Annotated in this window: 18 protein-coding genes; 8 read left to right on the forward strand and 10 right to left on the reverse strand. The window is 63.1% G+C overall.

The features are described from left to right. Positions 1 to 17 precede the first annotated feature (17 nt). Together NKJ00_RS05670 and htpX are read right to left on the reverse strand one after the other, a co-directional pair. The gene (locus NKJ00_RS05670; RefSeq protein WP_352611344.1) at positions 18 to 1,406 is read right to left on the reverse strand and encodes an RsmB/NOP family class I SAM-dependent RNA methyltransferase; all 1,389 of its coding nucleotides are present in this window, start codon (positions 1,404 to 1,406) and stop codon (positions 18 to 20) included. Further along, positions 1,403 to 2,422, reverse strand: a complete 1,020-nt coding sequence (gene htpX / locus NKJ00_RS05675; protein ID WP_352611345.1) for a zinc metalloprotease HtpX — start codon at positions 2,420 to 2,422, stop codon at positions 1,403 to 1,405. The genes NKJ00_RS05670 and htpX overlap by 4 nt, the downstream gene beginning before the upstream one ends. 137 nt (positions 2,423 to 2,559) lie before the next feature. Here htpX and NKJ00_RS05680 point away from each other — a divergent pair, with 137 nt between their 5' ends. Continuing rightward, positions 2,560 to 2,781, forward strand: a complete 222-nt coding sequence (locus NKJ00_RS05680) for a DUF1674 domain-containing protein (RefSeq protein WP_352555469.1) — start codon at positions 2,560 to 2,562, stop codon at positions 2,779 to 2,781. A gap of 8 nt (positions 2,782 to 2,789) precedes the next feature. On the opposite strand, the gene NKJ00_RS05685 is transcribed toward NKJ00_RS05680, so the two are convergent. Then, entirely contained in the window at positions 2,790 to 3,455 is a 666-nt protein-coding gene (locus tag NKJ00_RS05685; RefSeq protein ID WP_352629085.1) for an HAD-IA family hydrolase, read from the reverse strand. Positions 3,456 to 3,623: 168 nt separating this feature from the next. Between NKJ00_RS05685 and NKJ00_RS05690 the strand changes: the two genes are divergently transcribed. The 3 genes from NKJ00_RS05690 (at position 3,624) to NKJ00_RS05700 (ending at position 7,969) form a co-directional block, all read left to right on the forward strand. Beyond that, positions 3,624 to 4,493 (forward strand): transglutaminase-like domain-containing protein, encoded by an 870-nt coding sequence (locus NKJ00_RS05690; RefSeq protein ID WP_352629087.1) that lies wholly within the window; start codon positions 3,624 to 3,626, stop codon positions 4,491 to 4,493. A gap of 346 nt (positions 4,494 to 4,839) precedes the next feature. Then, the gene (locus NKJ00_RS05695) at positions 4,840 to 6,315 is read left to right on the forward strand and encodes a TadE/TadG family type IV pilus assembly protein (RefSeq protein ID WP_352629089.1); all 1,476 of its coding nucleotides are present in this window, start codon (positions 4,840 to 4,842) and stop codon (positions 6,313 to 6,315) included. 385 nt (positions 6,316 to 6,700) lie between these two features. Then, complete coding sequence (locus NKJ00_RS05700) at positions 6,701 to 7,969, forward strand: class I SAM-dependent methyltransferase (RefSeq protein WP_352629091.1); 1,269 nt, start codon at positions 6,701 to 6,703, stop codon at positions 7,967 to 7,969. A 1-nt stretch (position 7,970) separates the two neighbouring features. Here NKJ00_RS05700 and NKJ00_RS05705 read toward each other — a convergent pair whose 3' ends face one another. Then, the gene (locus tag NKJ00_RS05705; protein WP_502906403.1) at positions 7,971 to 8,714 is read right to left on the reverse strand and encodes an MOSC domain-containing protein; all 744 of its coding nucleotides are present in this window, start codon (positions 8,712 to 8,714) and stop codon (positions 7,971 to 7,973) included. Between the two features lie 2 nt (positions 8,715 to 8,716). Continuing rightward, positions 8,717 to 10,672, reverse strand: a complete 1,956-nt coding sequence (gene acs, locus NKJ00_RS05710; protein WP_352629095.1) for an acetate--CoA ligase — start codon at positions 10,670 to 10,672, stop codon at positions 8,717 to 8,719. Positions 10,673 to 10,986: 314 nt separating this feature from the next. Between acs and NKJ00_RS05715 the strand changes: the two genes are divergently transcribed. Then, positions 10,987 to 11,259 (forward strand): usg protein, encoded by a 273-nt coding sequence (locus NKJ00_RS05715; protein WP_109664371.1) that lies wholly within the window; start codon positions 10,987 to 10,989, stop codon positions 11,257 to 11,259. A 59-nt stretch (positions 11,260 to 11,318) separates the two neighbouring features. On the opposite strand, the gene NKJ00_RS05720 is transcribed toward NKJ00_RS05715, so the two are convergent. Further along, positions 11,319 to 12,353 (reverse strand): aldo/keto reductase, encoded by a 1,035-nt coding sequence (locus tag NKJ00_RS05720; RefSeq protein ID WP_128304069.1) that lies wholly within the window; start codon positions 12,351 to 12,353, stop codon positions 11,319 to 11,321. Between the two features lie 52 nt (positions 12,354 to 12,405). Further along, positions 12,406 to 13,587 carry an MFS transporter gene (locus tag NKJ00_RS05725; RefSeq protein WP_352629097.1) on the reverse strand — a complete coding sequence of 394 codons (1,182 nt, stop codon included), beginning with the start codon at positions 13,585 to 13,587 and terminating at the stop codon, positions 12,406 to 12,408. A gap of 119 nt (positions 13,588 to 13,706) precedes the next feature. On the opposite strand from NKJ00_RS05725, the gene NKJ00_RS05730 reads away from it, so the two are divergent. Next, positions 13,707 to 14,615, forward strand: coding sequence for a LysR family transcriptional regulator (locus tag NKJ00_RS05730; RefSeq protein ID WP_352629099.1), 909 nt, complete (start codon positions 13,707 to 13,709; stop codon positions 14,613 to 14,615). A gap of 44 nt (positions 14,616 to 14,659) precedes the next feature. On the opposite strand, the gene NKJ00_RS05735 is transcribed toward NKJ00_RS05730, so the two are convergent. From NKJ00_RS05735 to NKJ00_RS05745, 3 genes are all read right to left on the reverse strand, one after another. Then, positions 14,660 to 15,709, reverse strand: coding sequence for an aldo/keto reductase (locus NKJ00_RS05735; RefSeq protein ID WP_352629101.1), 1,050 nt, complete (start codon positions 15,707 to 15,709; stop codon positions 14,660 to 14,662). Between the two features lie 179 nt (positions 15,710 to 15,888). Continuing rightward, a complete protein-coding gene (locus NKJ00_RS05740) occupies positions 15,889 to 16,143 on the reverse strand; it encodes a type II toxin-antitoxin system Phd/YefM family antitoxin (RefSeq protein WP_352629103.1) in 255 nt (84 codons plus the stop codon). Between the two features lie 83 nt (positions 16,144 to 16,226). After that, positions 16,227 to 16,889 (reverse strand): YggS family pyridoxal phosphate-dependent enzyme, encoded by a 663-nt coding sequence (locus NKJ00_RS05745; protein WP_352629105.1) that lies wholly within the window; start codon positions 16,887 to 16,889, stop codon positions 16,227 to 16,229. A 155-nt stretch (positions 16,890 to 17,044) separates the two neighbouring features. Between NKJ00_RS05745 and leuS the strand changes: the two genes are divergently transcribed. Then, positions 17,045 to 19,669, forward strand: a complete 2,625-nt coding sequence (leuS, locus tag NKJ00_RS05750; protein ID WP_352629107.1) for a leucine--tRNA ligase — start codon at positions 17,045 to 17,047, stop codon at positions 19,667 to 19,669. Further along, positions 19,656 to 20,234, forward strand: coding sequence for an LPS assembly lipoprotein LptE (lptE, locus tag NKJ00_RS05755; RefSeq protein ID WP_023811749.1), 579 nt, complete (start codon positions 19,656 to 19,658; stop codon positions 20,232 to 20,234). Before leuS ends, lptE begins: the two co-directional genes overlap by 14 nt. Positions 20,235 to 20,471: the final 237 nt, after the last annotated feature.

Genomic DNA, 20,471 nt, shown 5'->3' on the forward strand with positions numbered 1-20,471 from the left:
ATCCGGCAGTTCAATCCCTAGCCGGCTCGCCGCATGCGAGCGGCGAAGAAGCCGTCGAGGCCCGAGCGCTCCGGCGCGCCGAGGTCCAGGTCGGCGGGCGTGGTGCGCAACGTGCCCTGCGGCGTCAGGAACGGATCGATGCCGGCGATCTCGCCTTGCCGCAACGGATCGTTGGTGATTTCAGGCGTGCCGGCCAGAAAGGCGCGATAGAGATCCTCGCCCTCGAGCGGGTCGAGCGAACAGTTGGAAAAGACGATCGTGCCGCCGGGCTTCACCAGGGTGACGGCGCGGGCGAGCAGCCTGCGTTGCAGGTCGGCCAGTTTTTCGACATCGGCCGAAGTCTTGGTCCATGGCACGTCGGGATGCCGCCGCACCGTGCCGGTCGACGAGCAGGGCGCGTCGAGGAGGATCGCGTCGAAGAGTTCTTCCGGCTCATATTTGAGCAGGTCGGCCTGGACGATTTCGGCCGACAGGCCGAGACGGTCGAGATTCTGCGTCAGCCGCACGAGCCGGTTTTTTGACGTGTCGACGGCGGTGACCTTCGCGCCGGCAACGATCAGCTGCGCGGTCTTGCCGCCGGGCGCGGCGCAGAGATCGGCAACCCGCAATCCCGTGACATCGCCGAACAGCCGGGCGGGCAGGCTGGCCGCGGCGTCCTGGACCCACCAGGCGCCCTCGGCAAAGCCAGGCAATTCAGTGACAGCACCGACAAGATTCTCGACTCGCACCGTGCCTGTCTGCAGGACGATGCCGCCGAGCTTTTCGGCCCAGAGACCGGGATCGGCCTTGACCGAGAAGTCGACCGGCGCCTCAACGCGATGTGCTTCGAGGATCTGTCTGGCCTTCTCGTTGCCGTAGGTGGTCTTCAGCCTGTCGGAAAACCATTTGGGCGCCTCGTCGGTGGCGGCAAGGGCGGCAGGCAATTCCGTTTCCTTGGCCCGTGCCAACGTGCGCAGAACGCCATTGACGAGGCCGGAGAAGCGCACCGTGCGCGGATCGGACTTGGCATGGGTCACCGCAATGTCGACGGCGGCGCTGTCGGGAATATCGAGGAACAGGATCTGTGCTGCGGCCACATGCAATATGTGCGACAAAGCGGTGGCATTGGGCGGCAGCGGTTTTTCCAGGCGCCTCGCCAGCAGCCCTGATATGGTCATGCGATAGCGTAGCGCGGTGACCAGGATGGCGCGGACCAGGCCGCGATCGCGCAAGTCGAGCGCCTTGTATTGCGGGTGGCCGTTCTCGTGATCGGTCAGCCCATCAAGCGGCGTCCTGGCGTCGATGACGGCGGCAAGCAGGCGCGCCGCCGCCTTGCGGGCGGCGAGGCCGGCAACGAAGTCGCCGCCGTCCCTGTGTTCCTGATCACTTGAAACAGTGCGTCGTGGTCCTCTGTCCGCCACGCTCACGACCACCGGCCCTTGGGCCCGGTCGGATTGCGACCCCACGGGTTGGACTTCGGCTGGGCGGGCTCCGCCGACTGCTCGGGCCGCGCTGCCTGATCCCATGGGCCGGATGGCCGTAGTTCGTCCGCCTGGCGTGGCGTTGGGGCCTGGCGCTGGGCGGCCTGGGTTTGGCTGCCGGCCATGTCGCGCGCCATCGCTTGCAAGGCTGCGATGCGGTTCTCAGTGGCGGGGTGGGTGGAGAACAGGCTGTCCATGCGCTCGCCGTGAAGAGGATTGATGATGAAGAGATGCCCGGTCGCGGGATTTCGCTCGGCATCGGGGTTGCGGATGCGTTCGGCGCCGCGGGCGATCTTGTCAAGCGCCGATGCCAGCCAGAGCGGGTGTCCACAGATTTCGGCGCCACGCCGGTCGGCCTCGTATTCGCGGGTCCGGCTGACCGCCATCTGCACGACCATCGCTGCAAACGGAGCCACGATCATCGCAACCAGCACGCCGACAAAGCCGAACGGGTTGTTGTCGCGGTTGCCGCTGAAAAAGAAGGCAAAATTGCCGAGCATTGAAATGGCGCCGGCAAAGGTGGCGACGATCGTCATGGTGAGCGTGTCGCGATGCTGCACATGGGCGAGCTCGTGCGCCATGACCGCCGCGACCTCTTCAGGCGTCAGCGCCTGCAACAGGCCGGTGGAGGCAGCCACCGCCGCATTCTGCGGATTGCGGCCGGTGGCAAAGGCGTTCGGCTGCGGGTTGTCGATCAGATAGGTCTTCGGCATCGGCAGGCCGGCCTGTTTGGCCATTGCCTGGACGATGGCGTAATATTCGGGCGCGTTCCTTTCATCGACCTCGACGGCACGGTTCATCGACAGCACCATCTTGTCGGCATTCCAGTAGCTGAACAGGTTGGTGCCGGCGGCGATCAGCAGCGCGATCATCATGCCGCCGGTTCCGCCGATCAAAAAGCCGACGCCCATGAACAGCGCGGTCATCGCGGCAAGAAGCATGGCGGTGCGGATGGTGTTCATCGTCTGCTCCTGTCCGGGGGATAGCGAAAAGGGGTCGATCGTCGTGGGTTCATGGCTATATGATGGGAAACGCCAGTTCCTGTTTCAATTGACTGGACTCAATCTGCTGACTGGACTCAATCTGCCGAGATTATCGCATGACCGACGAAATCAGTAAAACAGGCTCCGCTCCTGCCGAAGCGGCATCGCAAAGAGAGCTAGCGCCGGCCGCACGCCGTGCGTTGGCCGAGGCCGCAGCGCGGCGGGAACACTACCGCGAAAAGGAGGCCGCGCTGCCGAAGGAGATCGGCGGCCGCGGCGGCAAGGAGCCAGGGCGCTACGGCGACTGGGAAGTAAAGGGCCTGACCAGCGACTTCTAGATGCCTCCCTACGCAGCGTTGCGCTGCGGCTCGAGCGCGATCCAGCCACGCTCGTCGACCGTGATGCCGACCATGTCGTAGCCTGCGATCGCGGCATGTTGCGTTGGCAAGGGGTGCTTGTGCGTGGCGCTGATGACCATGACCGCCGCGCCCGCCGCTTCGGCTGCCGCGATGCCAGCTGGAGCATCCTCGAAGACGAGGCAATCGCGCGCGTCGAAGCCGAGCCGTTCCGCGCCAAGCCGGAAGCAATCGGGCGCCGGCTTGCCGCGGGAGACATCTTCCGCCGCGACGATGACGCCCGGGACGGGGATGCCGGCGGCCTTCATGCGCAACAGCGCCAGCTCGCGCGGGGCGGAGGTGACGATTGCCCAGCGTTCGGGCGGCAGCGAATTGAGAAATGCCACGGCGCCGGCGATCTGGAGAATGCCATCGAGATCGGCCGCCTCGGCCTTCAGCAGCAGATCAGCCTCGTATGCCGGGTCGACGCCCGGCAGTGCCAGGCCGGTGATGGTCTCGATCGCGCGCACGCCATGGATCGTCGGCAGGAAGGCGGCGACGTCGAGGCCTTGGCGACGTGCCCAATCGCTCCACACCCGTTCCGCCGAGGCGATGGAATTGATGAGCGTGCCGTCCATGTCGAAGAGGAAGGCCGCGAAGTTTCTGCCTGAATACATGATTTTCCTTGAGTTCGGGGAGCGCTGGTGGGGTTGCCGAACCTAACCCCTCGACCGCGGCAGGGGAAGACACGGGGTGGGCTTTTCGATCGGCCCAGGGAACCGCGGTATCCTCAGGGCGTTTGGGAAGGACTGCTTCTCACAACAACGATCGAAGGGGGACCAACGATGCTGATCCGGCTCGGCTACGAAATCGCCATCGAATGCGTAGCCGTCACGCCGGTGATTTCAGTGCTCGAGATCCATCGGGACAGGCAGGCCGACATCAAGCGGCAGACGCGGGTGCTGACCTCGCCCGCGGTGCCGACAAGGCTGTACCATGACCTGCATGGCAATGCCTGCCGGCGCTTCACAGCGCCCGCCGGTGGTTTTCGCATCCTGTATGACGCGGTCGTCGAGGACAGCGGCGAGACGGACGAGGTCAACACGCTGGCCAGGGAAGTGCCGGTGGCGGACCTGCCCGACGAAGTTCTCGGTTATCTCCTGGGCAGCCGCTATTGCGAGACGGATCATCTGAGCAGCCTGGCCTGGGAGCTCTTCGGCGACATCCCGTCCGGCTGGGCGCGCGTGCAGGCGATCGTCGATTATGTCCACAACCGGCTGTCGTTCGGCTATGGCTATGCGCGCTCGACCCGCACCGCGGCGCAGGCGCATGAGGAGCGCGTCGGGGTCTGCCGTGACTTCGCCCATCTGGCGATCACGCTTTGCCGCTGCATGAACATTCCGGCACGCTACGTGAACGGCTATCTCGGCGATATCGGCGTGCCAGCCGATCCGGCGCCGATGGACTTCTCGGCGTGGCTGGAAGTGTTCCTCGACGGCAAATGGTACACGTTCGATCCTCGCCACAACACGCCGAGAACCGGCCGTATCGTCATCGCCCGCGGCCGCGACGCCACCGACGTGCCGCTGCTGCACAGTTTCGGCCCCCACCGGCTCAGCCTGTTCAAGGTGTGGACCTACGAACAGGAAGGCAATCTGTTCAACCCGCCCTACCACGGCATCGACAGGACCGTCAGCGCACAGATGCTGGCGTAGTCGCGAGGCCTACCGTTGCAACTGCTCCAGGGTGGTCAGGAGGTTTTCTCCGGCCGCAACTTTCGGGACACATGGTCCGCTTCGGCACAGTGAGCTTGTGCCGCAACAGGACGCCGTCGACGGCGTCGCGGTGCCTCGGGCCAGATCATGGTAAGCGGCTGGTAAACGCCAGCGCCATGGTGCGTTCCCGTTTACCAGCCGTTCACCTTTGTTGATTCCAAAGTTTAACAAAAACAGTGACTTGCTACTGGAAAGCCAGCTCTCCGCCCAGCTAGGGCGTCATCCGGCGGGAATCCTGCATTGCCCTTTCCGCGGCGACGAGGCCGAGGCGAGTGGAGGCTGTAGGATGCGAAATTACGGGGGTCTTGTTCACGCGGTTGGCGGGTTCGCCAGGGATCGCGGTGGAAATTTCGCAGTCCTGTTCGGCCTTAGCGCCTCGGTCTTGGCGCTGGCCGTGGGCTTTTCGGTCAACGTATCGCAGCTCTACAATGCGAAAACGAGCCTTCAGGGCGTGGTCGACGCCGCGGTCACGTCGACGGCACGCGACCTGACGACCGGTGTCATCAAGGAAGCCGATGCCAACAAATCGGTGCAGGCCTTTCTCGACGCCAACAGCCAGGCAGGCATTCTGCAGGCCGACCAGATCGTACTCGACAAGCTGACTGTCAACAAGACCGCCAAGACGGTCCAGGCCGACGCCCATGTCGATGTCGCGCTGTACTTTCCGATTTTTGGCACGGGCGACATGAAACGCGTCGCCGCCTCCACGACGGCGCTCTATTCGGACAAGACCATCGAAGTGGCGATGATGCTCGATGTGACCGGATCGATGAGGAAGCGCGGCAAGGTCGACAAAATCGGCGATCTGAAAGCTGCTGCAAAAAACGCCGTCCGGACGATGCTGCAGAACCAGGATCCGAAGAACCCCCGCATCCGCGTCGCGATTGTGCCTTACGCATCAGGTGTGAACGCCGGCAAGCTGGCGGAAAACGTCTATGCCGAGAAGCAAGGGAGCTCTGAACTGCCACCCGTCGCCGGCAGTCCGCTTCTCGTCGCCAAGACGGGCAAAAATCTGCTGCCCTCCTTCAGCGAGTACATCTCCATCGTCGGCGCGGCGATGCCACATCCCGACAACTGCGCCACGGAGCGCAAGGACAAGAACGGCAACGCGGATATGAGCGCCGACGGCCCAGACACGGTTCGCACCGACAAGGAAGGCAAGAAATATTATGCCCTGGTCAATCGGGACGATCATCTCGGCGGGGACATGAACAGGTGCCCTGATGCGGAAGTGATCCCGCTGACCGCCGATTCCGATGCATTGCTTGAATCGATCGAGGACTTCCAGGCCGATGGCTACACGGCCGGCGCGATCGCCATTCAGTGGACCTACTATATGCTGTCGCCGCAATGGCGCACTGCGATCAGAAATGCCGGTCTCGGCAAAGGCGCCTCGGACGCCGATCCGAAGAAGATCGCCAAGGTCGCGATCCTGATGACCGATGGCCAATTCAATACCGCCTTCGCCGGTGCTGGGGACAGCTACAACAGCCAGGGCAACCTTGCGCGCGGCAACGCCGGAACGCTGTGCGGCAACATGAAAAATGACGGCATCGAGATTTTCACCATCGGCTTCGATCTGAACAACAAGGACATGTCGGCAACCGAGCGGGACCAGGCAAAGGCGGTGCTGAAGGACTGTTCATCGAAGGACGCCTCCGCCGCCAAGAGACATTTCTTCGAGGTGTCCACCGGAGCAGAATTGGATGCCGCCTTTCAGGAAATCATCCGCAACACCGAAAAGGTCGCATTGACCCAGTAGTCTAGTCCGCAAACGGAAAAGGCCGCCGCTTCTTTCGAAGCCGGCGGCCTTCCGTGTTTCCGTCCGTGGCGCGGCCCTATGGCGATGACCTATGAGGTCACCCGCCGCGCATTTCGCGCCTTAACGGGAAGACTGCTTCCCGAAAGTGCAATCCGCTGAGGCCACGTTCTGGAAAACGAAATCACTCGACATCGGATCACCTCCTTTCGATTTGTTGAACACATACTCATGATGGGGTGCGTTGCAGCAAAAGACAAGGCGCAGGTTTGAAAAAGTGGGAAGGTGCTTTTGGCACGACACTGGGTTGCGGGCTGTCGGCCGGGCAGGCAAGATCATGGCATAGAGCCGAGCCGGCAATCCGGGTCGGCCCCTGTGGGAGGGATGCATGGAGGCAGCCGAGAGAGCGGCGCGGATCGTGCGGACGGTTGTCGAGACGCTGAAACCGGGCTTTGCCGTCAGGCTGTGGACCGGGGAGCGGATCGGCCCCGCCACGGGTCCAGTGCTCACCATCAACGACCAGGACATCGTCTGGCAGGTGGTGAAGCGACCATCCCTGTCGACGCTGATCGAAATGTGGATTTCCAAGACGATCGATATCGAAGACGGGACGTTTTTCGACTTCTACGCCCTGCCGTCGCAAGGCAAGCTCAGAACCAAGCTCAAATCGCTGCCGAAAATGGCGATCCTGCGCGACCTGCCTTCCGTGCTTTTGGCACGCATGCAGATGACGGCGCGGACCGATCTGTCGGGGCGCAATCCCTATGTCAGCGGTTCGAGCCAGGAGGCGATCCAGCATCACTATGACATTTCGAACGCCTTCTACCGGCTCTTCCTTGACGAGCGCATGGTCTACAGTTGCGGCTACTTCAAGGATTTCGCCAACAGCATCGATCAAGCGCAGATCGACAAGCTCGACCATATCTGCCGCAAGCTCCGGCTGAAGCCTGGCGAACGACTGCTCGACATCGGCTGTGGCTGGGGAGCGATGCTCATCCATGCCGCGAAGAACTATGGCGTCATCGGCCACGGTGTCTCGCTGTCGCAGGCCCAGACCAATCTTGCCCGTGAACGCATCCGCGCCGAGGGTCTGGAGGACCGCATCACCATCGAGATCAAATCCTATGCCGAACTCACCGGCTCGTTCGACAAGATCTCGTCGATCGGCATGTTCGAGCATCTCGGGCTCGCCAACCACGCGACCTATTTCTCAACTGTCCACCGCCTGCTGAAGCCCGGCGGCATCTATCTGCATCACGCCATCACCAGGCGCAGCAAGGGCGACATGAAGAAGACCCTGCGCAAGGGGCCGGAGTTCAAGGCGCTGATCAAATACATTTTCCCCGGCGGCGAACTCGACACGATCGGCATGACAACAGGCAATCTCGAGGCGCACGGCTTCCTGGTCTACGACGTCGAGAATCTGCGCGAGCATTACGCCCGCACCTGTCGCCTGTGGGCCGAGCGCCTGCACGCGCGTTTCGACGAGGCTATCGCCGAGGTGGGCGAGGCCAGGGCGCGGCTATGGCTGCTCTACCTGACCGGCTGTTCGATCACCTTCGAACGTGCCTCGGCACAGATTTTCCAGACCGTCGTCACCAAGCGCGCGCGCGGCCCAAGCGGCCTGCCGCCGACGCGGGCAGATCTGTATCGATAGCTTACACGAAGCGCATCGCGTCGCCGACTTCGACGCGCGCCGGCCGGTCGATCGTGCAGTAGACGCCGAGATTGTGGGCGTTGTGGCGGACCAGGTTGCGCAGGATCGCCGGATCATGGTCGAAGCCATCCTGGGCGACGATGGTGAAACCGCAGCGGCGGCAGGGTTCGGAGACAGTCAGCAGGAGATCGCCGATGGCAAGCTTGCGGCCGATCCATTCCGTTTCCGGAAACGACCCTTCGATTGCCGTCATGTCGACGACGATGTTGGGGCGGAAGCGGCGTGGGTCGGCGACCCCTTCCGGATGCAACGCTTTGAGCCGTGCCAGCGAGGCGGTGGTCAACAGATGGATGGGCGCCTTGCGGTAGCGCTCCGCGGTCAGCGGGCCGGAATAGTCAGGTCCGGCATTCTCGCGGCGAAACGGTCGGATCGAGGCCTCGAAGCCGAGATAGGCCGACACCGCGCGGTCGCTCTTGATACTTGGCGCAGCCAGCCAGTTGTCCCCGGGAACGGCAATCTCGAGTTCCAGGGTCGGCGACAGCCGGGTGCGGATGCGCGGCACCTTGTGCCATTTCGGGTCGCGGTCCGGTCGCGCGATCTCATTGTCGGACGCGTCGACGAGGCCGAACATGCGGTCGCCCTCGATGCTCTCGATATCGACCGAGATTGTTTCCCGACGCTCGCCGGCAAGCGAACTCGCCGGATAGCGCCAGAGTTCACTGACAGTGCCGAGCGCGGCCTGCATCATCAGCTCTTCTTGTTTTGCCGGTTGGCGACCAAATCATCGACGACGGCCGGATCCGCGAGCGTCGAGGTATCGCCGAGCGCTGAAAAATCGTCCTCGGCAATCTTGCGCAGGATGCGGCGCATGATCTTGCCGGAGCGCGTCTTCGGCAGGCCGGGCGCGAACTGGAGCTTGTCGGGCGAAGCGATGGCCCCGATCTCCTTGCGGACATGGGCGATCAGCTCCTTGCGCAGATCCTCGCTCGGCTGCTCGCCGGCCATCAGCGTGACGTAGCAGTAGATGCCCTGGCCCTTGATGTCGTGCGGATAGCCGACGACGGCGGCTTCCGAAACCTTGTCGTGGCTGACCAGTGCGGATTCGACCTCGGCCGTGCCCATACGATGGCCGGAGACGTTGATGACGTCGTCGACGCGGCCGGTGATCCAGTAATAGCCGTCGGCGTCGCGGCGACAGCCGTCACCGGTGAAGTACTTGCCCTTGTAGGTCGAAAAATAGGTCTGCACGAAGCGGTCGTGGTCGCCATAGACGGTGCGCATCTGGCCGGGCCAAGAATCGGTGATGCACAGATTGCCGTCGGCCGCACCTTCCAGCACCTTGCCCTCGCTGTCGACCAGCTGCGGCTTGACGCCGAAGAAGGGCCGTGTCGCCGAACCCGCCTTGAGGTCGGTGGCGCCCGGCAGCGGCGTAATCAGGATGCCGCCGGTCTCGGTCTGCCACCATGTGTCGACGATCGGAACCTTGCCGTTGCCGACGATGTTGAAATACCACTCCCAGGCTTCCGGATTGATAGGCTCGCCGACCGAACCCAGCACGCGCAGCGACTTGCGCGACGTCTTGGTGACATGCGCATCGCCGGCGCCCATCAGCGCGCGCAGGGCCGTCGGCGCGGTGTAGAAGATGTTGACCTTGTGCTTGTCGATGACTTCCCAGAAGCGCGACTGCGACGGATAGTTCGGCACGCCTTCGAACATCAGCGTGGTGGCGCCGTTGGCGAGCGGGCCATAGACGATGTAGCTGTGGCCGGTGACCCAGCCGACATCGGCGGTGCACCAGTAGATGTCGCCGTCATGGTAGTCGAAGACATATTGGTGCGTCATCGAGACGTAGACGAGATAGCCGGCGGTGGTGTGCAGCACGCCCTTCGGCTTGCCGGTCGAGCCCGATGTGTAAAGGATGAACAGCGGGTCCTCGGCCTTCATCTTCTCGGGCTTGCATTCGGCTTTCACCGTCGCGATCTCGTCGTGGTACCAGACGTCGCGGCCGGGAACCCAGCCGGTCTTGCCGCCGGTGCGACGCACGACCACCACCTTTTCGACTTTCGTCCCGGCCTTCGCGGCGATCTCGATCGCCTTGTCGGTGTTTTCCTTCAACGGGATCGGCTTGCCGCCGCGCAGGCCTTCATCTGATGTGATGACGAAGGTCGACTTGCAGTCGTCGATGCGGCCGGCCAGCGCATCCGGCGAGAAACCGCCGAAGACGATCGAATGGACGGCGCCGATACGCGTGCAGGCCAGCATCGCATAGGCGGCTTCCGGGATCATCGGCATGTAGATGGTGACGCGGTCGCCTTTCTTGACGCCGTGTTTCTTCATCACATTGGCGAGCCGGCAGACATGCTCGTAGAGCTCGTTATAGGTGATCTTCTTGTCGTCGTAGGGATTGTCACCTTCCCAGATGATGGCGGTCTGGTTGCCGCGCTTCTTCAGGTGCCGGTCGATGCAGTTGTAGGAGACATTGGTCAGTCCGTCCTCGAACCATTTGATCGAGACCTTGCCGTCGAAGGAGGCGTTCTTGACCTTGCTGAAGGGCTTGAACCAGTCGATCCGCTTGCCGTGCTTGCCCCAGAATTTGTCCGGGTTCTTGAGGCTGTCGGCATACCATTTCAGGTAGGTGTCATTGTCGATCAGCGCGTTTTTCTTCCACGCCGGCTGGACGCGATGGACATGAACCTCGGACATTCCTGACTTTCCTCCCGAACCAATCGCCGGCTTGAAATGCCGGCGGGATCGCAGCGACACGGCCGCGAATTCGGCGGCATTATTACCAGTTCCGCCGTTACGGCAACATTAGACGTTGGATTCGCGCGGCGGGATGCCGCAGGTGTTTTTCCCGCCGCTGTCAGCACTCGATCAGCGTCGCTGCTAACTGCATGTTTTCGCGCGGAAAACCCGTTTTCGATCAGGAAAAATCAATAGACAGTTAAGCAACGGCGCGCACACTCTGACGTTGGGAGGAAAGGAGACTCAACCAGGACCGCCCAAGGGGGACTGCCATGCGCGACCATTCCGAAATGGACCTGATGCTCAAAGGCTATGGCCTGACCACGGCCAAGATTCTCTATCACTTTCCCGATCATCCGCATCTGTTGCAGAGCTTCATCTGGCAGGACTACGATCTGGCGCCACAATTTCCGGTACTGATCAAGTTCATCGAGTTCTGGAAGGCCAAGCTGGACGGGCCGCTGCATTCGATCAGCTACACCCACCAGAAGCTGATCGCGCCGAATGAATGGCGCAAGGTGGATGGCGAGTTCGTGCTGCACTGAACGCGGTACAGCCGATCTCCCCCGCAAGGGGGGGAGATTGGCAGCTTCAACGCCAGTGCTCACACCACCGGCGGATTGAGCCGGGCAAAGCCTTCCTGCCGCCGATACGGGAAGTACGGGTAGGGCGCGGTGACTTCGCTTGCCGCGTCGAGTTTCCTGATCTGCTCCGGCGTCAAATTCCAGCCGACGGCGCCGAGGTTCTGGCGCAGCTGTTCTTCGTTGCGGGCGCCGATGATGACGGAGGAAACAGTCGGACGCTGCAGCAGCCAGTTGATGGCGATCTGCGGCACGGTCTTGCCGGTTTCCAGCGCCACCGCATCGAGCGCATCCATCACCCGATAGAGATGCTCGTCCTCGACCGGCGGTCCGAAGCTTGCCGTGTCGTGCAGCCGGCTCTTTTCCGGCAAGGACTGGCCACGGCGGATCTTGCCGGTCAGGCGGCCCCAGCCAAGCGGGCTCCACACCAGCGCGCCGACGCCCTGGTCGAGGCCGAGCGGCATCAGCTCCCATTCATAGTCGCGCCCGACCAGCGAATAGTAGACCTGATGCGCGACATAGCGTGGATAGCCTTGGCTGTCGGCTTGCGCCAACGACTTCATCACCTGCCAGCCGGAGAAATTGGAGACGCCGACATAGCGCAGCTTGCCGGCGCGCACGAGTTCGTCCAGCGTCGACAAGACCTCCTCGATCGGCGTCCCGGCGTCGAAAGCGTGCAGTTGCAACAGGTCGATGTAATCGGTGCCGAGGCGCCTCAGCGCATCATCCACGGATCTGATCAGCCGCGACCGAGACGAGCCATAGTCGGCCGGCCCATCGCCCATCGGCAGCGCGGTCTTGGTCGAGATCAGCACGGCATCGCGGCGGCCTTTTATCGCTTCGCCAAGCACCTCTTCCGAGGCGCCGTTCGAATAGACGTCGGCAGTATCGAACAGATTGACGCCGGCCTCCAGGCAGATGTCGATCAGCCGCCGCGCTTCCCTGGCGTCGCTGTTGCCCCAGGCGCCGAACAGCGGGCCGGAACCGCCAAAGGTTCCCGCGCCAAATGAGAGTGCGGGCACTTTCAGGCCCGATGCACCGAGACGTCGGTAGTCCATCTTTTTGCTCCTGTGGAATGAAGGGTGTGGAAAGCGGGTTTGCAGAGGACGGTCACGACCGGATGGAGGCAGGCTCGCCGAGCGTGGCGGTGCGATCGAGACGCAGCGCCAGCCCCGCCACACCGAGTGCCGCGAGCGGCAGCAGGGCGGCGACCCAGGTGAGTGAGCCCAGGCCAAGGCCATGGGCAATCACCGCACCACCAAGCCAGGCACCTGCCGCATTGCCGAGATTGAAGGCGGCGATGTTGAAGGACGAGGCGAGGCTCTGGCCGGCACCTTGTGCCTTTTCCAGCACCCACATTTGCAGCGGCGCCACGGTGGCGAAGGCGGCGGCCCCGAGCAGACCGACATAGATGACGGCCATCACCTGGCTGTGGATGGCGAAGGTCATGGTGGCGAGCACCAGGGCCAGCACCACGAGACTGCCCAGCACGGCCGGCACCAGCCAGCGGTCGGCGACCTTGCCGCCAAGCAAGTTGCCGGCAATGAGGCCGCCACCGAAGACGAGCAGGATCGGCGACACGGCCGCTTCCTTAAAGCCGCTGATCTCGGTCAGCAGCGGCGCGATATAGGTGAAGACGGCGAAGACACCGGCATAGCCGAGCACGGTGGTGGCAAGACCGAGCAGGACAGGCGTGCGGCGCAAAACGGCGAGATCGGCGCGCAGATCGCTCTTTTCGGGCGCTGTTCGGCTGCGCGGCACCAGAGCCAGGATGACGGCGAAGGCCGCCAGACCGACCAGTGTCACCGCCCAGAAGGTCGCCCGCCAGCCGAAGGCCTGGCCGAGCCAGGTGCCGAAGGGTACGCCGAGGATGTTGGCGATGGTGAGCCCAGTGAACATCAGCGCGATCGCCGAGGCTTGTCTGTTGGGCGCGACCAGCCCGGTGGCGACGACAGAGCCGACGCCGAAGAATGTACCGTGGGCAAAAGCGGTGATGATGCGGGCGCCCATCAGCGTCCAGTAGTCGGGCGCCAGTGCACAGGCGAAATTGCCAAGCGTGAAGATCGCCATCAGCGCCAGAAGCACGGTCTTGCGTGGCCAGTTGCCGGTGGCGATGGTCAGCAAGGGCGCGCCGATGACGACGCCGAGCGCATAACCAGAAATGAGCTGGCCGGCGGCCGAGATCGAAACGCCGAGATCCTTGCTGACATCGAGCAGCAGACCCATGATGACGAATTCGGTGACGCCGATGCCGAAGGCACCGGCGGCAAGCGCATAGAGAGCAAGAGGCATGGCGGTTTCCACTTCGATGACGACGAGCGCCGTCCCGCGCCCCGAGCTCTGAGATCGTACTTCCCTGCATTGTGAACCAGACTTGCCTTGGGCACATTTTCTGTGAAATAGATTCACAAATGGCCAGGCCTGACATCAATCGCTCCGGCGAGATGGAAGTGTTCGTGCGCGTCGTCGCGGAAGGCAGTTTTTCCTCTGCCGCACGCGCGTTGCGCATGACGCCGTCGGCGGTGAGCAAGCTGATCGCGCGGCTGGAGGCCCGGCTTGGCGCGCGGCTGGTCAGCCGTTCGACGCGAAAGCTGCAACTGACGCCGGAAGGCACAGCATTCTACGAGAGCGGCCTGCGCATCCTCGCCGACATGGCGGCGGCCGAGCAGGAGGCGGCGGCGGGTGCGGCACCGCGCGGAAGGCTGCGCGTCAACAGCTACGTGCCCTTCGGGGTACACCGGCTGATCCCGCTTCTGCCACGCTTCCTCGAACGCTACCCCGAGATTTCGGTCGATCTGGTGCTGACCGACAGCGTCATCGACCTGATGGCGGAACGCGCCGATGTCGCCATCCGTGCCGGGCCGCTGAGTGAGTCACGGCTGGTGGCGCGCAAGCTCGGGCAAAGCCCGGTGGTCGTCGTTGCAGCACCTTCCTATCTGGAGAAGCACGGCATGCCACCGACGCCAGCCGATCTCGACAGGCACAACCGCATGGGCTTCGGGTTCGTCAGGCATCTCGATGGCTGGCCGTTCCTCGACGCGGACGGCCGCGCCATCATGGTTCCCATCACCGGCAACACGCTGGTCAGCGATGGCGAGGCGATGCGGCTGATGGCGCTGGCGGGCGCGGGCATCGCCCGGCTGGCGCGCTGGCATGTGGCGGCCGATATCGCCGCAGGCCGGCTGGTGTCGCTGCTGGAGGCATTCAATCCGGGCGACGAGGAGCCCACCCATGCCGTCTATGTCGGCCAAGGCCGGCATCTGCCGGCGCGGGTGCGTGCCTTTCTCGATTTTCTGAGTGAGAGCGTCCGGCTGAGCTGACATCCGGGAGCCACGGGCTCCCGGGATGTCAGCGTGGGCTATATTTATGCTTTCGGCGTGAACGGCGCCGGGCGGCGGCCCGCTGCCTGGCGCTCCAGCATCCAGCCGGGATATTCGGACGGCAGGGCGCTGACCTGGTCGAGACGAAGCAGATCGTCGCTGTCGAGCTTCACTTCAGTGGCGGCAAGGTTCTGCTCCAGCTGCTCCATGCGGCTGGCGCCGATGATGACGCTCATCACGAAGGGCTTGGCCAGGACATAGCCGAGCGCCACCGTGGCGACGCTGACATCATGCTTCTTGGCGATTTCGCGCATGACGGCAACGGCCGCCCAGGCACGGTCCTCATTGACCGGCGGGAAGTTGAAGGACGCGCGGCGGCCTTCGCCATTGCCGGGCGCGCCGGGGCCATATTTGCCGGACAGCAGGCCACCGGCCATCGGCGACCACACCATCAGGCCGAGCTTCTCCTCATTGAGCAAGGGTACGATTTCGCGCTCAAGGTCGCGGCCGGCGATCGAATAGTAGGATTGCACGGTCTCAAAACGGGCGAAACCCTTGCGCTCGGCGATGCCGAGCGCCTTGGCGATGCGCCATGCCGCCCAGTTGGAGACGCCGACATAGCGAACCTTGCCGCTGGCAACGAGATCGTCGAGCGCCCGCAGCGTTTCGTCGATCGGCGTCACGGTGTCGGTGCCGTGCAGCTGGTAAAGATCGATATGGTCGAGTTGCAGCCGCTTCAGGCTGGCATCGACCGAATCCATGATGTGGCCGCGTGAAGAGCCGCGCTGGTTCGGACCGTCGCCCATGGCGCCGTGGGCTTTGGTGGCGATGACCACATTCTGCCTGTTCACGCCGAGGTCCCTGAGCGACTGACCGAGCAGCCGTTCGGATTCGCCAAAGGAGTAGACGTCGGCCGTATCAAAGAAATTGACGCCGGCGGCGAGCGAATGGGCAACGATCTCGTTGACACCCTTCTGGTCGAGGCTGGCGATCAGGCCCCATTGGGCATTCTGACCGGCGGCGCCGAAGGTCATGGTGCCGAGGCACAGTTCGGAGACGAACATCCCCGTATTTCCAAGCTGGTTGTAGCGCATGGTGGCGGCTCCAGAGAGTTTGTGATGACGCGAAGCAAATAGGAACGGTACGTTTCGTTTCCAGTCTTGGTGCAATGGACTCGCCGGACTGGCCCACAGGTCTTTAGCCGGCATCTGTGCCGAAGCATCGGCGACCGTCAGGAACGCAACGATGAAAATAGAGTCAGGCTGCCCAAGGATTAGAGATCGAGATCCCGGATCATCGTCTCGGAGCGCCGATTGACCTCCTCGATGAAGTCGTCATCCCACTCCGGGCCGGAAAAAAGATATTCTGTAAGCGAATGCTTTGCGCCGACCAGTCTCTGGTAGTGTTCGGCAGCCAGCACGACAACAGCGGGCTTTCCGCGCACGGTGATGGTCTGAGGTCCATTTTCGCGCGCCTGCTGGACCAGCTCCGAGAGCTTGTTCTTTGCGTTCTGAAGATCCCAGTTCATGAGGACTGCTCGCTCGATAGCTTGGCTAACTATAGCAGACATTCCTAAAGGTCGGCAGCGCTGCTGGCCAACAGATGTGTCCGCTACCGGCTGCCGAAGATCGCCGAGCCCACCCGCACGCTGGTGGCGCCGAAGGCGATCGCCGTCTCGTAGTCGCCGGACATGCCCATCGAGAGTTTGGCGACGTCGGCTTCCTTGCCGAGCTTTTCCAACAGCGCGAAGTGCGGGCCGGGGTTCTCATCGGCCGGCGGGATGCACATCAGGCCCTCGATGGCGAGGCCATGCACGTCGCGGCAGCGGGCGATAAAGGCCACGGCGTCGCGGGGCTCGATGCCTGCCTTCTGCGGCTCGGAGCCGGTGTTGACCTGGACGTAGAGCTTCGGTGCGCGGCCCTGCCTGGCGATCTCCTTGGCCAGTTCGGCGGCGATCTTCTCGCGATCGATCGTCTCGATGACGTCGAACAGCGCCACAGCCTCTTTGGCCTTGTTGGATTGCAGCGGGCCGATCAGATGCAGTTCGATGTCGGGAAATGCGTCCTTCAGATCAGGCCATTTGCCTTGCGCCTCCTGCACGCGGTTCTCGCCGAAGACGCGCTGGCCGGCCTCGATGACCGGGCCGATGTCGGCAGCGTCGAAGGTCTTTGAGACCGCGACCAGCGTCACGACGCCGGCTTCGCGGCCGGCCTCGCGCTCGGCGGCGGCGATCTTCGCCTTGACCGCGAAAAATTGCTGAACGGCGTCACCCATATGCAAATCCTGCTGTTTTGACCGGCGTTTTTGTCAGACGCGATACCCATATGGTTGACGGGTTTGCCAAACCATGGTGAACACCCGGACCACATTCCCTGAACTGCCGAGCCATCGCCCGCAGTTCGCGCCTGCTTTTAAGTGAAAAACGTCCCATGGCAACCGAACGATACAATCCGCGCGCGTCAGAGCCCAAATGGCAGAAGGCCTGGGACGCCAAGAAGCTGTTCGAAGCGCACAATGACGATCCGCGCCCGAAATACTATGTGCTGGAGATGTTTCCCTATCCGTCGGGGCGCATCCATATAGGCCACACCCGCAACTACACGATGGGCGACGTGGTGGCGCGCTACAAGCGGGCCAAGGGCTTCAACGTACTGCACCCGATGGGCTGGGACGCCTTCGGCATGCCGGCCGAAAACGCGGCGATGCAAAACAAGGTCCACCCCAAGGAATGGACCTACCAGAACATCGCCACCATGCGCGAGCAGCTCAAGGTCATGGGCCTGTCGCTGGACTGGGCGCGCGAATTCGCCACCTGCGACGTCGACTACTACCACCGCCAGCAGATGCTGTTCCTCGATTTTGTCGAGAAGGGGCTGGTGACGCGCAAATCCTCCAAGGTCAACTGGGACCCGGAGGACATGACCGTGCTCGCCAACGAGCAGGTCATCGACGGGCGCGGCTGGCGCTCGGGCGCGCTGGTCGAACAGCGCGAACTGACGCAGTGGTTCTTCAAGATCACCGACTTCGCGCAGGATCTGCTGGATTCGCTCGACGGCCTCGACGAATGGCCGGAAAAGGTGAAGCTGATGCAGCAGAACTGGATCGGCCGCTCGGAAGGCCTGCTGATCCGCTGGCCTCTGGCCGACGCCTCTGATGGCGAGCATGAGCTGGAAGTCTATACGACAAGGCCCGACACCATCTTCGGCGCTTCCTTCATGGCTGTCGCCGCCGATCATCCGTTGGCCAAGAAGGCCGCTGCGCACAATCCGGCGCTGGCGAAGTTCATCGAGGATATCGGCCATATGGGCACCTCGGTGGCGGCGCTGGAGACAGCTGAGAAGAAGGGTTTTGACACCGGCATCCGCGTCGTCCATCCGTTTGACGACAACTGGACGCTGCCTGTCTATGTCGCCAATTTCGTGCTGATGGAATACGGTACCGGCGCCATTTTCGGCTGTCCGTCCGGCGACCAGCGCGACCTCGACTTCGCCAACAAATACGGCCTGCCGGTGATTCCGGTGGTGATGCCGGAAGGCGAGAATCCGGCGACGTTCCAGATCATCGATGAAGCCTATGTCGATGACGGCGTGATGATCAATTCACGCTTTCTCGACGGCATGAAGCCAGATCAGGCTTTCGACGAGGTCGCCAAACTGCTGGAGCAGAAGACGATCGGCAACCGGCCGATGGCCGAGCGCAAGGTGAATTTCCGCCTGCGTGACTGGGGCATTTCGCGCCAGCGCTACTGGGGATGCCCGATCCCGATGATTCATTGCGAGGGTTGCGGCGTGGTGCCGGTGCCGAAGGCGGACCTGCCGGTGAAGCTGCCCGACGATGTCGATTTCGATCGCCCGGGCAATCCGCTCGACCGGCATCCGACATGGCGCCATGTGAAATGTCCGCAATGCGGCAGGGATGCGCGGCGCGAAACCGACACGATGGACACGTTCGTCGATTCGTCGTGGTATTTTGCCCGCTTCACCGCGCCGTGGGCGCATGAACCGACCGATCCCAAGGCGGCCAACGAATGGCTGGCGGTCGACCAGTATATTGGCGGGATCGAGCACGCGATCCTGCATCTGCTCTATTCGCGCTTCTTCACCCGCGCCATGCGCGAGGCCGGCCATGTCGATCTGGCCGAGCCGTTCAAGGGCCTGTTCACGCAAGGCATGGTGGTGCACGAAACCTATCGCGTCGGCTCGGCATCGAATGGCCGCTGGCTGGCGCCCACCGAAGTTCGGTTGGAGGATGTCGACGGCAAGCGCAGCGCCATCGACATCGCCACCGGCGAGGCCGTCACCATCGGTCCGCTGGAAAAGATGTCGAAATCGAAGAAGAACACGGTGAGCCCGGAAGACATCACCGATGGCTACGGCGCCGATACGGCGCGCTGGTTCATGCTGTCGGATTCTCCTCCCGAGCGCGATGTCGAGTGGACCGACGATGGCGCCGCCGGTGCGCATCGCTTCATCCAGCGCATCTGGCGCCTGGTGTCGACGGCGGCCGAAACACTGGCCGGCATCAAGCCCGTGGCGGCCAGCAGCGGTGAGGCCGCGGTGGTTTCCAAGGCCGCGCACAAGATACTGAAGGCGGTCGGACAGGATATCGAGAAGCTCGCCTTCAACCGCGCCATCGCCCGCATCTACGAACTGGCCAACGCGCTGACCACGCCGCTCAACGAGGTGGCCGAAGGCAAGGCCGATGCAGCGCTGAAAGGCGCCTGCCGGCAGGCGGTGGAGATTCTCGTGCATCTGATCGCGCCGGTCATGCCGCATCTGGCCGAGGAGTGCTGGGCAGCGCTTGGCGGCACCGATCTCGTTGCCGAACGGCCTTGGCCGGTCTTCGATTCGGCGCTGGTCGTCGACAACGAAGTCACCTATCCGGTACAGGTCAACGGCAAGAAGCGGGGGGATTTGACAATTGCCCGCGACGCGGACCAAGGTGCGGTCGAAAAAGCGGTATTGGCTCTCGACTTCGTGCAGAAAGCACTCGAAGGGAAGGCTCCGCGCAAGGTGATCATCGTGCCGCAGAGGATCGTCAATGTCGTTGCCTGATCGGGAAAAGACAGAGTTGAGCCATTTGCTGCGCCGCATAGCGCTTGCCGGCCTGATAGGTTCGCTCGCGCTTGTCTCGGCCTGCACGGTGCGGCCGCTCTATTCGAGCGCGCCACTGTCGGGTTCGCAGGCCAGTGCCAGTGCCGAACTGGCGTTGATCGGCATCAAGCCGGTCAATACGCGTTACGGCCAACAGGTGCGCAACAATCTGATTTTCGGGTTTGGACGAGGCGCCGGCGAGCCGGCCTCGCCGGCATATTCGCTAAATCTCGGCGTGACCGAAGCGGTCGAGTCCGCGGCACTCGTGCAGGTCGGAACGGATGAAGACGAACCGACCGCCGGTTCCGTGACGCTGACCGGCAGCTATACGCTGGCCGATGCGAAGACCGGCGTGGTGATCGCATCCGGCAAGCGTTCGATCACTTCGTCCTTCGACAGGCCGCGTCAGGAATTCGCCGCATACCGGGCGCAGATCGACGCCGAGAATCGCGCTGCGCGAGAGTTGGCGGAAGCGCTGCAGCTGTCCATTGCCCAGGACCTTGTCCGGCACGGCAAGACTGGTTAGCGCACCTCATCGCTTCACGGAAACGGTCTGGCGCCCCAGGCATGATGGGATGATCGCGGGATCATGACCAGATTCCCGAACAGAGCCAGATTCCGAACAGGGATTGTCCGAAGACCCATCGAGCTGCTGCGGCACGGCGAGTAGATCGCGCCACCAGCGTGGATGCGGCGAGACGACGATCGTGCCGTGTCGCTCGCAGACCACCACGAAGATTTTGGTGCCCAGGATGGTCGGCGA

This window comes from Mesorhizobium sp. M0227 (assembly GCF_040321855.1).
Taxonomy (GTDB): Bacteria; Pseudomonadota; Alphaproteobacteria; order Rhizobiales; family Rhizobiaceae; genus Mesorhizobium.

Bases quoted from the DNA above. Each gene is read 5' to 3' on its own strand.
- NKJ00_RS05695 (WP_352629089.1), top strand. From the start codon at position 4,840: ATGCGAAATTACGGGGGTCTTGTTCACGCGGTTGGCGGGTTCGCCAGG.
- acs (WP_352629095.1), bottom strand. From the start codon at position 10,672: ATGTCCGAGGTTCATGTCCATCGCGTCCAGCCGGCGTGGAAGAAAAAC.
- NKJ00_RS05720 (WP_128304069.1), bottom strand. From the start codon at position 12,353: ATGGACTACCGACGTCTCGGTGCATCGGGCCTGAAAGTGCCCGCACTC.
- NKJ00_RS05685 (WP_352629085.1), bottom strand. From the start codon at position 3,455: ATGTATTCAGGCAGAAACTTCGCGGCCTTCCTCTTCGACATGGACGGC.
- NKJ00_RS05730 (WP_352629099.1), top strand. From the start codon at position 13,707: ATGGCCAGGCCTGACATCAATCGCTCCGGCGAGATGGAAGTGTTCGTG.
- NKJ00_RS05705 (WP_502906403.1), bottom strand. From the start codon at position 8,714: ATGCAGGCCGCGCTCGGCACTGTCAGTGAACTCTGGCGCTATCCGGCG.
- NKJ00_RS05715 (WP_109664371.1), top strand. From the start codon at position 10,987: ATGCGCGACCATTCCGAAATGGACCTGATGCTCAAAGGCTATGGCCTG.
- NKJ00_RS05725 (WP_352629097.1), bottom strand. From the start codon at position 13,587: ATGCCTCTTGCTCTCTATGCGCTTGCCGCCGGTGCCTTCGGCATCGGC.
- lptE (WP_023811749.1), top strand. From the start codon at position 19,656: ATGTCGTTGCCTGATCGGGAAAAGACAGAGTTGAGCCATTTGCTGCGC.
- NKJ00_RS05690 (WP_352629087.1), top strand. From the start codon at position 3,624: ATGCTGATCCGGCTCGGCTACGAAATCGCCATCGAATGCGTAGCCGTC.
- NKJ00_RS05700 (WP_352629091.1), top strand. From the start codon at position 6,701: ATGGAGGCAGCCGAGAGAGCGGCGCGGATCGTGCGGACGGTTGTCGAG.
- htpX (WP_352611345.1), bottom strand. From the start codon at position 2,422: ATGAACACCATCCGCACCGCCATGCTTCTTGCCGCGATGACCGCGCTG.
- NKJ00_RS05745 (WP_352629105.1), bottom strand. From the start codon at position 16,889: ATGGGTGACGCCGTTCAGCAATTTTTCGCGGTCAAGGCGAAGATCGCC.
- NKJ00_RS05740 (WP_352629103.1), bottom strand. From the start codon at position 16,143: ATGAACTGGGATCTTCAGAACGCAAAGAACAAGCTCTCGGAGCTGGTC.
- leuS (WP_352629107.1), top strand. From the start codon at position 17,045: ATGGCAACCGAACGATACAATCCGCGCGCGTCAGAGCCCAAATGGCAG.
- NKJ00_RS05735 (WP_352629101.1), bottom strand. From the start codon at position 15,709: ATGCGCTACAACCAGCTTGGAAATACGGGGATGTTCGTCTCCGAACTG.
- NKJ00_RS05680 (WP_352555469.1), top strand. From the start codon at position 2,560: ATGACCGACGAAATCAGTAAAACAGGCTCCGCTCCTGCCGAAGCGGCA.